This is a genomic window from Anabaena sp. FACHB-1391, assembly GCF_014696755.1.
GTDB classification, from domain to species: domain Bacteria; phylum Cyanobacteriota; class Cyanobacteriia; order Cyanobacteriales; family Nostocaceae; genus Dolichospermum; species Dolichospermum planctonicum.
The window spans coordinates 1-15,176 of record NZ_JACJQS010000061.1; the positions used below are offsets into that span (position 1 = coordinate 1).

Below are 15,176 nucleotides of genomic sequence, written 5' to 3' on the forward strand. Positions count from 1 at the left end.
TATTTAATTTTACCAATTAAAACGGCAGTTTCCTGTTTACGGAACTTTTCAGCTTTACCAAAACCATCAAAAAACAAAGTTTGTAAAAACTGTTGATAATATAAGTCCTTACCCTGAGTTTGACTAACTTTTAACTTATCTTGTAAATAATTAGGATTACCATGATCTAAAAATCCCTTTTTCTGGAGAAAATAAATAAACATCAACCGGTTTAAAACCACGGAAGCGTACCAATTAGCATCCTTTGGATTTTCTATCCCTTGAATAACAGCAGCAAATTTAAAATGTCTTTCTTGGAATTTATTAAAAAAGTCTTTGGTAACTTTTTCAATATCAAAAGCTTTTTCAGTGCGTTGAGTAACATCTGTTAAAGTCAGATTTTCTTCTTCCGCAAAATCAATAAATAAAGCTTCTAACTTTTGACTTAATAACTCTCCCGACTGAGTAATATTAAAGGTAGTTTCTTTAGCTTTAGTTTTAGTTGCGGACTCTCGTTTGACCCATTGCCAAATTTGTTTTTGTTGACCTTTATCTGTGTAAATAATTAAATGTTCTTGACTATAACTAGTAACTTCAACATCAATCTTTTTTCTCACTTGAGCATTGGGTAAAATCCCCTTTTCCGGTAAACAATGATAAACCATTAAACCACGTTTTTGGCAAATAGCTTCTATCGTATAATTTTCGTCATTGACCTTTAAATAAATAGGAGAAATATCAGCATAATCCCAACCTAGTTCTTCAATAAAAAGCGATGTAAAATCAGCTAATTGCAGGTATTTTTTAACTTGACTACGATTGAACTTCATAAAATGCACTCCTGGGATAAATAAGGTTTTTACCCCACCCCCTCACAAGGGTAGGTTTTTTACATTGTCGTCAGGGTAAGACTGGGAAGACAAGGAGGGAAAGTAGACAAGGAAGTTATGCCTCTGTTGATTGATATCACTACCAACTCAGAGAGTCCACAGTGTAGCTACAGCAATAGCTAACCATAATCTTTCAGCCCTTTTGGGATCTGTCAAACGAGTTTTATGCCACTGTCATCTATATTTCCCATTGAGAACAATACTCAATTATTACCTATTAACCAACTTTCTGGATGATTAATCATTTTTACTAATCCACTTAAAACTTGATTGTATGTACTATATAAATCTCTTCCTTCCTCTACGGAAATATATTGACATTTCACTGCAAATTTTAGCCACACTTGGGTTTCGGCTGCTTCCGATTCACAATCATTTAATTTAGCTATAAATGAGGCTTTATATCTTCTTTTTCTCCAAGCTTCTGCAAAATTCGCACACACTGAACGAGAAGAACGACGTATGTCAGTCAGGGAATATCTTTCTTCCGCAGGAAACTGTTTTGATAAATCAAAAATTGTCATTGCTGCATTAAACGCTTTTTGATATATCCCTAAATCTTCATGGGTTTTAATTTTTCTTGGTTCTTCTTCCTTGTCCACTTTCCTTCCTTGTCTGCCTTGTCTTTCCCTATTATAAATCTTAATGTAAAAAACCTACCCTTGACCCCACCCTAACCCTCCCCTTGCTAAGGGGAGGGGACTAGATTCCGGTTTCCCCACCTTGACAATGGGGGACTTTCGTGGGGTAACTAAACCTGGGTTTTTAATGCAGAAAAGGGGAAAATGATCAAGAACTTAAGCCGGATAAATTCTTAACCGCCGATTTGGTTCATCGCCAAAACTGTCGGATTTGAGGCGATAATGTTCTACTAACTCATGCTGCATTTTCCGCACTTGGGAAGAACGGGGTAGTAACTCCACAGGTTGACCTTTAGGAATAACAATCTGCTCTACAGCAAGTCTAGCTTCCTCCAAAGCGTCCATTTCATCATCACTACCATTGTGTAGTAACAATTGTAACTCTCTGTTATCGCCAATATCTGGATCATCCATATTCAGAAGTCGGCGTAAACTGCGAGTAATTTGGGGAATTGTACTGGACTTAATCATGAACATCGGTAAATTACGGGCTTTAGCCATTTGTCGTAACTTAGCGTGGTTCTTGACGTGCGATCGCAGAGCTAAAATAGCATCAGCACTATCTAAGTCTTTTGTCAAGACCACAGGCAAAGTTAACACATTAATTACCTGTTCAAGTTGATCACGACTCACCCCATAAGGGTAAATATGTAATGGCAAATCTTCCCCATTGGGACCTGCTGGTTTGCGGCTGGGAAAATTAATACTTTCTGAGTAATTGAAAGATTCATCTAACAAGCGGTCAAATTCACTGCGTCCCGTCGGTCTTTCCCTTTCCATAGATAAAGGTGGTAAAGCCACCATTTGTCCAGAAGAACGCCAACCATTGGGTTTAGCAGCCAAGAAAGACTCTTCCACCTTAGTCACGTGGCCATTACCATTACCATTACCACCATTGACCACAGCCAACTGTCTAGCAATACCCACCTTACCCTGATCATCAACGGTTCTAGTTTGTGGGTTAGGTTGACGACCACGTAACAAAGTATCAACCGTATCAGCCACACAGTCATGAACTACCCAGCGTTGTCGTTCTAACATTTCCACAGCAATGTCAAAAGTAGGCGGAGCTTTGCGTTCTAAAACCGTTTTTTGCGAACCACGTCGTCTAGCCTCATCATCTCCCAAAGTAACAGCCTGAATACCCCCCACCAAATCAGATAGAGTCGGATTTTTAATCAGATTTTCAATCTGATTACCGTGGGCAGTTCCCACTAATTGTACCCCTCTTTCCGCAATAGTACGGGCTGCTAAAGCTTCCAATTCCGTGCCAATTTCATCAATCACAATCACCTCTGGCATATGGTTTTCCACAGCCTCAATCATGACTTGATGTTGTAATTCTGGCTGAGAAACTTGCATTCGTCTGGCCCGACCAATGGCAGGGTGAGCAACATCACCATCTCCAGCGATTTCGTTAGATGTGTCAATAATCACCACTCGCTTATTTAAGTCATCGGCCAACACGCGGGCAATTTCCCTTAAAGCCGTGGTTTTACCAACACCGGGACGACCGAGCATCAGAATTGATTGACCAGTTTCCACCAAATCGCGGATCATGGCAATTGTTCCGAATACCGCCCGGCCAACACGACAGGTTAAACCGATAATCTTACCACTACGGTTGCGGATAGCACTGATGCGATGTAAAGTTTGTTCAATTCCTGCCCGATTATCCCCTCCAAAATTTCCAACTCTTTGTATACAATCATCTATCTGTGCTTGAGTGACCGGTGTTTCGCTCAGATACTCCGCTCCATGGGGAAACCGAGCTTCTGGACGACGACCTAAATCCAAAACTACTTCAACTAAATTATGTCCTTGAGGGTGATTCTCTAGTTTTTGTTGGAGGTCTTGGGGTAAAATGTCTAACAACTTGTGGAGATCTTCTGTAATCGTCATGGCAATAATTGGTGACTGACGTTTTTAGAGATATGGTTGGAGTGATTAGCGTAAACGCCCAGACTTAATCTGGGAAACGAGAGTATGGGCCAGCCTTACAGCCTCCCAAAGTAATTCTGGTCTTGTTTCCAAGCGGCTGTTACCTTGACTATCAGTGTTAATCACCTCCTTATTTTCTAATTGGTCAAGAATAGATGACAGCAATACACGGGCATAACTACCATAGGCAACCCCAGCTATTTTGGATTGGGGATTGTGATCTTGGACTCCAAAATCATTCAGTAGTCCCATGCCTTGCAATTTAGGAACAGTATAGCTATTAGTGCCTCCTGCTAACTGCACATATCCCGGTAGGTTTGCTGTCAAAACTTTCTGTCCTAATTTCACAGTGGCTATGGTTGTACCATTACCAATATCACCACTCATGGAACGCCCGTCAGTTTGCCAAATTAAAAACTGCGGACGGGGGACAATTAAATCGTAAATTGCTTTTAAGTAATCAATTAGTCCTTCTCCATCATTACAACTGATAGCGACTAACTTTAATTTATCTACCCAAGGTGTCATTGCCGCCCATAACCGTTGAAATTCTGCCAACCGCCCTACTTGAGTATGAATTTCTACAGCATCTATTCCCATGGACATGATCAATGGTGCAACCTCCCCTAGCGTTGACACATAAGATTTTGTATAAATTATCCCATAGGGACAGATGGGAACGCAACGCCCACAGCCATAACATTTTTCTCTAATTACTCCCGATAGCTCATCTTTGGTATTGTTAAATAAAATTGCCTGGGCTGGACAAATTTTTTCACATGGTTTAAGACAATCACTGGGACAGTGTTGAGAATTAAACTCAGCTTTTCTAAAATGGGGATCTTCACCATCATTGACGCTGACCATTAACAAGGGCAAATTACCTGTAAAGGCAAAGCCCCGCTCCTGGGCAACCTTGGCCAAACTCTTGGCTACCATTAAAGCTTCTTGAGTGGCGGCAATGACCGCCGTATCGGCTGCTACATCTATACAGTCAGCACCAGCCAAAGTGTAGGCCAATGTTAAATTTCTGACCGCAGGCAGGTGTTGGAAACTGGCTCCGCAAATTAATTTGAACCAATTACCTTGTTTTAAGGATTGTAAGGGGGCTAATAAATCAGTCACACTTCCATTATGCTTTTATTCGACTATAAATTGCAACCTGTAATCAAGAAAATTGAAAATTGATTTGATTAATAAAATAATAGGATTTATGCCTTGACAACAAATACAAGATATGTATTGATAGCCCCGGTAGCCTTAGCTTGACTTCTGTGGGGGCGGGTTTTCCTGCCCCCTCACTTCCTTTATATGACTTTATGTGGTATCATTTCATGGTTTTGCAGATGGATAAACAGGACTTTGATCAATCGGTCCAATTTTGTTGAGTGGCCAGAAACGAACTACAGCCTGACCAATAATACGTTCGCGGGGAATAACGCCCCAACAACGTCCATCATAACTACTACCTCGGTTATCACCTAACATTAAGTAGGAATTTGGGGGAATAACTTCGGGTTTAGCCAAGAAAGGAGGCTGGGGACCGCTGCTATTGCAAGTCTCAACGAATGTCCGCACAGCAGAAGATAGATAAAGATTTTCCTGTAAAGGCTGGCCATTAATATATACTTTGCCAGCCTTAAGTTCCACTTTTTCACCGGGTAAACCAATTACTCTTTTAATATATGCGTCCCGTTTAGGATTCTTTATTGTTTCTGGTGGTAAAAATACTACTATATCTCCGCGCTGGGGGTCAGCAAATTTATACTTCACCTTATCCACGATAATCTTATCCGCTTTCCATTGGTCTTCGACACCATGTAAAGTTGGTTCCATAGAGCCAGAAGGAATCCAACGGGCTTCAGCGACAAAGGTACGAATTCCCAGAGCTAGAAAGACACTCAAGATCATCGTTTTACCTAGCTCTACTATCCAGGAATTATCAGGTTGTTGGCTAGAGTTTTGATCAGACGCTTGATTTTGCATGAAATTGTTGAAGTATGTTAAGAGACTAGTATTGAACTCAGACAGAGAGACTTGATATTATCAATCTTAACGAAATGGAGCAAATGGTAGGTAAATCAAGTCAAAAATCTAGTATTTTCCTGTGTTCAACCACAAACAATCAGGTTCTTAGCTGACTTGACTTGACAATAAACCTATTCAAGAAAAAGTTATCTATGATCCATCAATACTTAAAAATTGTACATCCATGTCAACTACGCAAAGTTTACTGATTCGTCATGCTGAAATTATTCTACCTAATGGTGAGTCAATGATTGGGGATGTCTTAACTCAGGGAAGACAAATAGTCCAGTTAGGTCAAGAAATTACTAATGCTGCTCCTACCCATGAAATTGACGCACGGGGTTTAACTTTGTTGCCAGGAGTAATTGACCCCCAGGTGCATTTCCGCGAACCAGGTTTAGAACACAAGGAAGACTTGTTTACAGCCAGTTGTGCTTGTGCTAAGGGGGGTGTCACCTCGTTTTTAGAAATGCCGAATACAAGACCTTTAACCATTAGTCAGTCGGCTTTAAATGACAAGTTACAGCGGGCTGCTAGTAAGTGCTTAGTTAATTATGGCTTTTTTATTGGGGCTACGGGAGACAATTTACCAGATTTACTTTCTGCTAGTCCGACACCAGGAATTAAGGTGTTTATGGGGTCAATGCACGGACAGTTATTGGTAAGCCAGGAGGAGGTACTAGAGGCGATTTTTGCCCAGGGAAATCGTTTAATTGCTGTTCATGCCGAAGACCAAGCTAGAATTAATCAACGCAAACAAGAGTTTGCGGGTATTGAAGATCCGGCTATTCATTCCCAAATTCAAGATAATCAAGCCGCTTTGTTAGCTACCCAATTGGCGTTAAAACTCTCTAAAAAGTATCAGCGCCGCTTGCATATTTTACATATGTCAACAGCGGAGGAAGCGGAGTTACTACGTCATGATAAACCCAGTTGGGTGACAGCGGAGGTAACACCCCAACATTTGCTTTTAAATACTAGTGCTTATGCAACTATTGGTACTTTAGCACAAATGAATCCCCCTTTGCGATCGCCCCACGATAATGAAGTTCTCTGGCAAGCTTTACGGGATGGTATCATTGATTTTATCGCTACAGACCACGCCCCCCACACTTTGGCAGAAAAAGCCCAAACTTACCCTAACACGCCTTCGGGAATGCCCGGTGTAGAAACTTCTTTACCTTTAATGTTAACCGCTGCTATGACAGGAAAATGTACTGTTGCTCAAGTTGTCCAATGGATGTCTAAAGCGGTAGCTGTAGCCTATGGTATCCCCAATAAGGGAGAAATTTCCCCTGGTTATGATGCTGATTTGGTTTTGGTAGATTTAAAAAATTACCGGGAAGTTAAACGGGAAGAAGTTTTAAGTAAGTGTGGTTGGAGTCCTTTTGAAAGTTGGAATTTGACGGGTTGGCCTGTAACAACTATTGTCGGTGGTGAAATCGTTTATGATCATGGTCAGGTAAATACCCAAATTCGCGGACAAGCTTTGACTTTTTCATAATTCTAGTCAGTGGTCAATGGTCAGTTTATTTCCGTAATTTCGGCCTGACGTTGACCATTTTCACCATGGTTTAAACGTATCTTCAAATAACTATCTGGTAAATAAGGCATTCGTTCAGCCCATTCAATTGCTACAATTCCCGGTGTGACTTCTATTCCTTCCCAGTAACTTTCTAAGTTTAAACCTATCACTTCATGAGTTTCAAGACGGTATAAATCTAAGTGATAAAGCGGAATTCGTCCTTCTGTATACTCATTAATTAGAGTAAAAGTAGGACTAACAATAGGGTCAATTATTCCCAAACCTTTACCAATACTTTGGACTAAGGTAGTTTTACCAGCACCTAAATCACCTGACAATAAAATCACACTTCCCGCATTTAAGGTTTTTCCAAGAGTAATACCTAATTGCTGTGTTGCTTTTAAATCCGCAAGAAAAATTGTAGTCATTTGTCTTATGTCATTTTTAATGGGTGCTTATCGTGAGCGATTGTTTTTAAATCGTGAGTAATTGTTTTTTAAACGTGAGCAATTGTTTATTGATTCAGAATGTATTTTTATTAATTAGCAATGACAGCATCAAATTAAAGACTTACTTTTTACTGTGATGCGCTCCACTATACCATTTCAGTAGAACCTTAGCTAATTTTTGGGGGTCATGACGAACAGCGCCATTTTCATCTTCAAATAAAATATTAGCAGGAATGATTCGCCGTCCTAATTGAATAACAGCTTCTCTATCTAAAAAAACTGGGTGGGCATTTTGTTGAGCATAACGAATGAGTGCTTGGGCTGAGGGTATTTTTTTATGAACTAACACAGCATCAAATAATCTTTTATTGTCACAAGCTTTATCTATAGCTTGAATATGATCAGAAACACTATATCCATCAGTTTCTCCTGGTTGAGTCATGATATTACAGATATAAATGCGAGGTATATCAGTAGCAGCGATCGCATCAGCAATTTCTCTGACTAATAAATTAGGAATTAAGCTAGTATAAAGACTGCCAGGGCCAATAATAATGTAATCAGCTTCTTCAATAGCTTTAATTGCAGCGGGTAATGCGGGGGGATTTTCAGGAATACAACCGATTTTGACAATTTTTCCTTCAGCTTTGGGAATATTAGATTCACCCTCAATGCGTCGGCCGTCTGTCAATTCTGCCCAAAGTCTTACATCACTAAGAGTAGCAGGTAAAACTTGTCCTTTCACTGCTAACACTTTAGAACTAGCAGCAATAGCCTGTTCTAAATCTCCAGCAATATCAGTCATAGCAGTTAAAAATAAATTACCAAAACTGTGGCCTGTTAATCCATCTCCAGCACGAAAACGATACTGAAATAATTCCGTCAGCAATCTTTCCTCGTCTGCTAATGCTGCTAAACAATTGCGGATATCTCCAGGAGGTAAAACACCAAATTCTTCTCGTAATCTACCCGAAGAACCACCATCATCTGCTACAGTAACAACAGCGGTAATATTAGCACTGTAGGTTTTCAAACCTCGGAGTAAAGTGGAAAGTCCCGTACCACCACCAATAACAACAATTTTGGGACCTCGATATAAACGACGGTGAGCTAAAAGAACATCTATCAATTCCTCCTCCTCACCTTCCGGTCTTAATACTTCTGTAATTGAACCTACAGTGCGGTATTGTCCCCACAACAACAATAAAACACCAGATAGCAGGAGTAAAGGACCGCTGATATAGTTGGGGAAAATGTCCGCAAAAAACGCTAAAAGACCCGTGAGAAATTCTAGTATCCAAAAAATTGGGGTTAATTTTACCCAAATAGCCAACCCCAAACTAGCCAACACCACACCCCCAACACTGATGAGTAACCAGCGTTTCACCACTAACCCGGGGGATAACCATTTAAACCATTGGTTAATGCGGTGGGAAGCGCGACCATGGGATTGTAATTGTAACGAATTAATCGCTCGTTTGAAAAAACCGCTGAACATACTCAATAGGGATTGTTGATACAAACAATATTTAACAAAAACTTTACATCATTGACTCACCAGTCTAGAGGGGAAATTGTCAGAATTATCCATTCCTTCATATTTGCAAGAGAAAAAAGTCAGCAGTTAGGAAAATTACCATCATAGAGAATTATATGGAAAAGCGGATTTTAGGCATAGATCCAGGACTAGCAATTGTGGGTTTTGGAGCGATTAATTGGCAAAAAAGTGCAAATAAAACGCAGGAGATAAAGATACAGATGATTGATTTTGGTGTCATTCGCACTCATGCGGATATGGAAATGAGTCAACGACTATGTATTTTATTTGATGATTTAAACACTCTTATCGAAGAAATACAACCAGATTTAGTTGCAATTGAAAAATTATTTTTTTATCGCATGGCTAATACTATTGTCGTTGCCCAAGCTAGAGGTGTGTTAATGCTAGTTTTAGGACAACGTAAACTTCCTTATGTGGAATTTGCACCTCCCCAAATTAAACAGGCTTTAACAAATTATGGTAAGGCAGATAAAGCAGAAGTACAAGAAGCTGTCATGCGCGAGTTAGATTTAGATGAAATTCCCCGACCAGATGATGCTGCGGATGCTTTAGCGTTGGCTTTGACGGCTTCGTTTCAATTATAATAATATATACAGTATTAATCTATATATTCTTTTTTGCTATGAGTAAATAAAAGTATGGATTTGTTTCACGCACAAACGCAGAAGCGCAGGGAAATAAGTTGAAAAATCTAGTTTTTTGTTAATGTTTAAGTTTGTTTTAGGTTAGTTCTCACAATTTATATACTTTTTTTCTCCTGCAAAGTCACAAATTCGCAAAAGTCTTGATTTTAAATTGGTAGTTTTTAAGTTTTTGCTTTCATAAGTTCAAAAATTTGTTTTAATTCAGTAAAGTTGTAAATTAAATTAAGTTTATTTTCAATATTTACTGTTAAATTATACAGAAAGATTGTTAAATAATCTATTCTATTTGTTTTAATATCTTTAGCTATCGGATAAAAAAACAAAAATAATGTATTGCAATACAAAGCTTTTGTTGAAGTTAGTTGTGTTATTAGGAATAGTGCTTTAACTTCTTGATTTTATGGCGTTTTTTCTCTAATGCAATTTGTAACTTTATAAGAATATTAATTCTATAAACAGGAGTTTAATTTTATAAAACTGTTAATACTCTTTTTGCTGTTTTTAGCCTAGGTATAACAATTTATAACTCTATAATTATTGGAAATTTTACTTAAATTCAGCTTGTATCTACTATTTTTTCTGCTTTTTAACAAAACTACTGGAAAACTTTCTGTAGATAAATATCCCTCAAACCCTAATTTCTCTGTGTCCTCTGTGCCTAGAGTGGTTTGTTAACCTTAATTTAAACGTAAACAATTTAAATTTTAAATAATGGGATTTTTAAATATCAAACATTAAAATCATTACCATCTTGCTGATTGACAATCAATCTTAAAACTGATAAAATCAAAATTATTAAAAATAATACTAAACCAATAGTACAAGCATAGCTAATTTCTAAATTATCAAATGCTTGTTCGTATAAATAATAAACAATTGTCTTGGAACTGTTGAGAGGTCCACCTTGAGTCATGACATAAACTTCTTCAAAAACTTTTGTAGCAGCAATGGAAGAAATGACAGCAACTAAAGCTAAATAAGGTTTCATTAATGGTAGAGTAATATCCCAATGTTTGCGAATGCTATCAGAACCATCAATAGCAGCAGCTTCATAAATATCAGCGGGGATAGATTGTAACCCCGCTAAATAAATTACCATGTAGTAGCCTAAACCTTTCCAAATTGTTACGGCCATGACACTAGCTAAGGAAATAGGAACAATTCCTAAAATTTTATCTGGACTTGTTAACCAGGGAATTCCTGCGGGAAAAATCCCTAAAGTTTTGAGAATTTGATTAAGTAGTCCGGTTTCTGCATACAACCATTTCCAGGCTATGCCCGCCACTACCATGGAAATTACAACTGGTGTATAATATGCTGTTCTAAACCAATTCATTCCCCGCAGTTTTTGATTAACCAAAATTGCTAAAACTAGGGGGAAAAATACTAAAATTGGGACAACACCAATTAAATAAAGAAAAGTATTTTCTAAAGTTTGCCAAAAAACGGTATCTTTCCATAAACGCAGAAAATTTTTCCCACCTACCCACTGGGGAATATCTCCTATATTTTCGTAGCTGGTAAAGCTGAGATAAAAGGCTTGAATTGCTGGATAAAAAACTGTGAATGTTAAAATAATTAAAGCGGGTAACAAAAATAAATATGGTGTGATTTTCTGTTTAATTAAAATCCATTGTTTTGGCGTTAGTTCAGGCATATAATTAATTAATGGTAGATGTTGAATATTGATTTGTAATCTGCTATATTTGTAACTCATATCAGAGAATAGGAAATTAATTAAATCTAGGACTTATACAAAATATCTCTGAAATCTTCTTTGCTTCGTGTTCTTTGCTCCTTCGTGGTTCATTCCTAGCTCCTGTATAAGTCCTAAAATGATTCTTTCCCTATTCTCCAAATAGAATTATGATTCTGGTTCTAGTTCAATTATTTGATGTTTACTAATTTTTACCTGTTCTGATAAACTAGTCATCCAAGGTAAAGCCAGAAAAATTCCGGCTAGAACCAATAAGAATATAGAAAGTCCAAAAAGTTGATTCAGGGGAATTTCTAATACACCACGTAAAATCACTTCTCGCAAAGCGGAAACTATAGTAATTTCTACCGCTGCACCTACGGAAATACTTCGTTCTTGCAGATAATCAACTAACAACCTAAACAGTTCTACTAATATTAAAATAAACAAAATATCAGATGTTACCTGTCGTATATCTAAGGGACGCAAAAAAGATAAAAACATATCCCCTAGTCGAATCAGCATTACACAAAATAAACCCACGCACAGGGAAATAACAATAATATCCTGAAATATCTCCAAATTACGAACAATTCTATCACGTTTAAACCAATTATTGACTTCTATAATTATCCACTTTGGCATGGTATTTCTCAGAAAATCTAGATAAATCTATTTTAACGATTAACCATTAAACCAATCTTAATAGATTCTTATTTAATTCGGGAAAACCTTGTCATATCAATCTTTTGATTTGCCATAAACAGGCGCAAAATCATACACCCTCATATTACCACAAAAATTCAAGATGTCAATACCCTAGTAAAATCGTGGCATTATTGACATTATTCTCAAGATTATTGAGAATGAACCCATATTTTTCTCAACAAACATAAAGATTACCTTTTTTTGTAAAAGACTGATTTGAAAAACTTATCATTCTCTTGCACCCAGGGACGCACAATGGTCTGAATCAAGAGTTAACAAAAACGCTTAAACGAGGAAATAAAAAGCCATAATTGACCTACTACTTTATCCTTTAATTAGAAATTAAGCAGTATGTCAATTAAGATGTGATTTTGCAGGAAGTTTAATAAACTTCCCCTGATTTAAACTCCCCAGGCCGGATTCGAACCAGCGACCAATCGATTAACAGTCGATCGCTCTACCACTGAGCTACTGAGGAACGCTCTTAACTTTAATCATAATAAACCACAATCCAAATTAATGCAAGAGGTTTTGAAAAAATTTTTGAACTTTTTTTTGGTTGCTGGGAAAATCACCAGCCTTAAATACCCCAAACCCTTTCTATTGCTGAAGTTCAGAGTTTTTTGAATTTGGAAATTTACAATCCCATGCGGAGTTCTGCTAACCGTTCTCTGGCTTTAGCATCAATGGCATTGGCCAGAAATCTACTTTTAGGTTGTTTTTTGGACTGATACCTAGGACGCATCCTAGATACTGTAGTTTCTACTTCACCACATAGTTGATGCGCTGACAACCATTCTGCACCATAGCCCTGAACCGTTAACTGCTGCGCTCGATCTGATGTAGCGACAATCATGCGAGAAATTAAAGATTGGGCTATTTGGTGACGGAGAGACGCACAGGTTTTTTCTATATAGGTATCCGCAGTCTGGCCAAAATCCGTATAATAGACTGTTAAAAATTCTGTAATGGTTTCTCTGTTGCTAGGGGTGTTTTGATATTGAGCATCAAAGACCACTTGAGTTTCATAGCCTTGGAAGGCACTATAATTAGTCATGGCTGCTACTAACTCTCCCCGTGCGGCTTCCAGCCCGACATGATCACGGGTTTTTTTCAAGCAAGGCCAAGCGCCTATAATATTGTAGCCGTCTACTAATAGCACGGCTGAGACGATGGAAGAAGGCATGGTTTTTTATCACAATTATCTAGAGTTAACAAAAATCATTCATAAGACTTATAGTAAATGAAGAATTGCTTGTAACTTTATGTTACAAAAAATAAAAAATCCTGCCTTGAGTCAAAATTCAACCTCAAGATAGAAGTCATAATTAGGGAAATGCCTACCAATATCAGGCTTATTGCCATTCCTGATCTAGACTTGAAAACCTTCTGTTTTACCATACTAAAAAACCAGATACCTCTACAGCATCCTGTATTGTGGTATCTGGTTATTAAGGTTTTGCTAAAAAGTGTTCTTGTGGGGTCTAGGAGAACGAATTGACATACTCACCGACCTGAAGGTGCGGGGAAACACTTGACACTTCACCAGAACACGCCACAAGTGGTCTTATCGTCCCTCCATGTCCGTTTAAAGTCTCCCAATGCCCTATGGCGACTATGACCAAATTTTAACATAAAGCCGTCCTAAAAGGACGGGGCTTGTATCCCAGATTTTTGGTCAGGGGTCAGAAGGGGAATTTAAAATTTTTTAGCATCCTTCCTCATATTTATCTTGATTCTTGATGAATCTAGGATGAGTCTAGTATGAATGATGATTTGCTTGCATTAATCTCTGTTTCAGACGTTGTCCTTCACCAGTATCAACTAAACAACCCTTTTCTAATAAAAAAGCACCATCACAATAATTTAACTCTTCTAAGCGATGAGTTACCCACAAAGCAGTAATTCCGCGACTTTTTACTAAATTACGCACAGTAACCACTAAATCAAGTTGACTGTCTGGATCTAATAAAGCAGTGGGTTCATCTAATAATAACAGATGACAGTGACGAGCGATCGCCCCAGCAATTGCTACTCGTTGTTTTTGTCCACCGGAAAGGGCATAAATAGGTCGTCGCTGTAGAGACAGTAAGTTTACTGCATCTAAAGCCTCTTCTACCCTAGCTTTAACTACATTAGGTAGTAACTTTTCCGCCACCAATCCAAAAGCTACATCAGCACCAACCGTAGGCATAACTAGTTGATGATCAGGATTTTGGAACACAAAGCCTACGGGGGGTAAAACCATAATTTGCCCAGATTGAGGTGTTAATAGTCCTACTATTAATCTCAATAGAGTAGATTTACCACTACCGTTTGTTCCCAAAAGCATCCAAAATTCCCCTTTAGGTACTTGCAGAGAGCAAGATTTGATCACCTGCTCTCCATTAGGCCAAAAGAAGTTTAAATTATTAACTTCGATGCCTACTGCTGTCATCTTTATACCTTAGCTTCTTCAGCAGTAGTGAAAGCAGCAAAGCCGGGAGGTTTACCACTACTGGTAGTTGGACCATCTTTCTGCACAATTTGGACTCCCGAAATTTCACTAGCACGGACAGCAATTTTTTTTTCTGTTTTCCCTTCGCACTTGAGTTCCACAATATCAGGGTTTCCAGAACGCATTGCCGCTAAAATCAGTTGATAGACCGCTTCGGCATCCTCAGTAGACTTACGTTGTACTGATATAGGGAAGGCAGTATTTCTGATGCTTAAGTCGATGGTAAACATTTAGAACTAATCAATTTTCACTGTAGAACCCATTCTAGCGTCAGTTGTTAAGAATTTTCTGGCCTACTTTTTTGTATCTCCAATCCCCAAATAAAATTTTTTTTAGTCCACTAGCAAAATTAGAGATTTTCACCTATTATGATAGAAAGCGTAAAAAATTGTAAACTGGATTAACAATCTGGTTGACTTTATGTAAAGGGCTAATTTTCGCCATTTACATACGCATAATATCCGTACTTATAAAACATTTTGGAGATCTACTCTCATGACCATTGCAGTTGGACGCGCCCCCAGTAGAGGGTGGTTTGACGTATTAGACGACTGGTTAAAGCGCGATCGCTTTGTATTCGTAGGTTGGTCAGGAATATTACTATTCCCCTGCGCCTT

Annotated in this window: 13 protein-coding genes, 1 tRNA gene and 2 pseudogenes; 3 read left to right on the forward strand and 13 right to left on the reverse strand. The window is 38.2% G+C overall.

Annotated elements, in window-relative coordinates; translation table 11 throughout:
• The 5 genes and pseudogenes from H6F62_RS19570 to lepB all read right to left on the reverse strand — a co-directional run.
• Positions 1–809, reverse strand: a pseudogene (locus tag H6F62_RS19570) (ATP-binding protein); the annotation flags it as partial.
• 263 nt (positions 810–1,072) lie between these two features.
• Positions 1,073–1,471 carry a four helix bundle protein gene (locus H6F62_RS19575; RefSeq protein WP_190372767.1) on the reverse strand — a complete coding sequence of 133 codons (399 nt, stop codon included), beginning with the start codon at positions 1,469–1,471 and terminating at the stop codon, positions 1,073–1,075.
• A gap of 195 nt (positions 1,472–1,666) precedes the next feature.
• Positions 1,667–3,412: a R3H domain-containing nucleic acid-binding protein gene (locus H6F62_RS19580; RefSeq protein WP_190372768.1), complete on the reverse strand. Its 1,746-nt coding sequence runs from the start codon at positions 3,410–3,412 to the stop codon at positions 1,667–1,669.
• A 45-nt stretch (positions 3,413–3,457) separates the two neighbouring features.
• The gene (locus H6F62_RS19585) at positions 3,458–4,576 is read right to left on the reverse strand and encodes an LdpA C-terminal domain-containing domain (RefSeq protein ID WP_190372769.1); all 1,119 of its coding nucleotides are present in this window, start codon (positions 4,574–4,576) and stop codon (positions 3,458–3,460) included.
• A gap of 207 nt (positions 4,577–4,783) precedes the next feature.
• Positions 4,784–5,437 (reverse strand): signal peptidase I, encoded by a 654-nt coding sequence (gene lepB, locus H6F62_RS19590; protein WP_190372770.1) that lies wholly within the window; start codon positions 5,435–5,437, stop codon positions 4,784–4,786.
• Between the two features lie 226 nt (positions 5,438–5,663).
• On the opposite strand from lepB, the gene H6F62_RS19595 reads away from it, so the two are divergent.
• Positions 5,664–6,983, forward strand: a complete 1,320-nt coding sequence (locus H6F62_RS19595) for a dihydroorotase (protein WP_190372771.1) — start codon at positions 5,664–5,666, stop codon at positions 6,981–6,983.
• Positions 6,984–7,003: 20 nt separating this feature from the next.
• Here H6F62_RS19595 and tsaE read toward each other — a convergent pair whose 3' ends face one another.
• Both tsaE and H6F62_RS19605 read right to left on the reverse strand, forming a co-directional pair.
• Positions 7,004–7,432: a tRNA (adenosine(37)-N6)-threonylcarbamoyltransferase complex ATPase subunit type 1 TsaE gene (tsaE, locus tag H6F62_RS19600; RefSeq protein ID WP_137908476.1), complete on the reverse strand. Its 429-nt coding sequence runs from the start codon at positions 7,430–7,432 to the stop codon at positions 7,004–7,006.
• Between the two features lie 142 nt (positions 7,433–7,574).
• A complete protein-coding gene (locus H6F62_RS19605) occupies positions 7,575–8,951 on the reverse strand; it encodes a gluconeogenesis factor YvcK family protein (RefSeq protein ID WP_190372772.1) in 1,377 nt (458 codons plus the stop codon).
• Between the two features lie 155 nt (positions 8,952–9,106).
• Between H6F62_RS19605 and ruvC the strand changes: the two genes are divergently transcribed.
• Positions 9,107–9,598 carry a crossover junction endodeoxyribonuclease RuvC gene (gene ruvC / locus H6F62_RS19610; protein ID WP_137908474.1) on the forward strand — a complete coding sequence of 164 codons (492 nt, stop codon included), beginning with the start codon at positions 9,107–9,109 and terminating at the stop codon, positions 9,596–9,598.
• Between the two features lie 787 nt (positions 9,599–10,385).
• On the opposite strand, the gene H6F62_RS19615 is transcribed toward ruvC, so the two are convergent.
• The 6 genes from H6F62_RS19615 to H6F62_RS19640 form a co-directional block, all read right to left on the reverse strand.
• The gene (locus tag H6F62_RS19615) at positions 10,386–11,315 is read right to left on the reverse strand and encodes a sugar ABC transporter permease (RefSeq protein ID WP_137908484.1); all 930 of its coding nucleotides are present in this window, start codon (positions 11,313–11,315) and stop codon (positions 10,386–10,388) included.
• Positions 11,316–11,522: 207 nt separating this feature from the next.
• On the reverse strand, positions 11,523–11,999 hold the full coding sequence (locus H6F62_RS19620; protein ID WP_137908473.1) for a phosphate-starvation-inducible PsiE family protein: 477 nt from the start codon (positions 11,997–11,999) through the stop codon (positions 11,523–11,525).
• Between the two features lie 469 nt (positions 12,000–12,468).
• Positions 12,469–12,540, reverse strand: a tRNA-Asn gene (locus H6F62_RS19625).
• Positions 12,541–12,699: 159 nt separating this feature from the next.
• Positions 12,700–13,248 (reverse strand): NYN domain-containing protein, encoded by a 549-nt coding sequence (locus H6F62_RS19630; protein ID WP_137908472.1) that lies wholly within the window; start codon positions 13,246–13,248, stop codon positions 12,700–12,702.
• Between the two features lie 573 nt (positions 13,249–13,821).
• Positions 13,822–14,499, reverse strand: a complete 678-nt coding sequence (locus H6F62_RS19635; protein WP_137908471.1) for an ABC transporter ATP-binding protein — start codon at positions 14,497–14,499, stop codon at positions 13,822–13,824.
• Positions 14,500–14,501: 2 nt separating this feature from the next.
• A complete protein-coding gene (locus H6F62_RS19640; protein WP_137908470.1) occupies positions 14,502–14,789 on the reverse strand; it encodes a hypothetical protein in 288 nt (95 codons plus the stop codon).
• 265 nt (positions 14,790–15,054) lie between these two features.
• Here H6F62_RS19640 and H6F62_RS19645 point away from each other — a divergent pair.
• Positions 15,055–15,176, forward strand: a pseudogene (locus H6F62_RS19645) (photosystem II D2 protein (photosystem q(a) protein)); the annotation flags it as partial.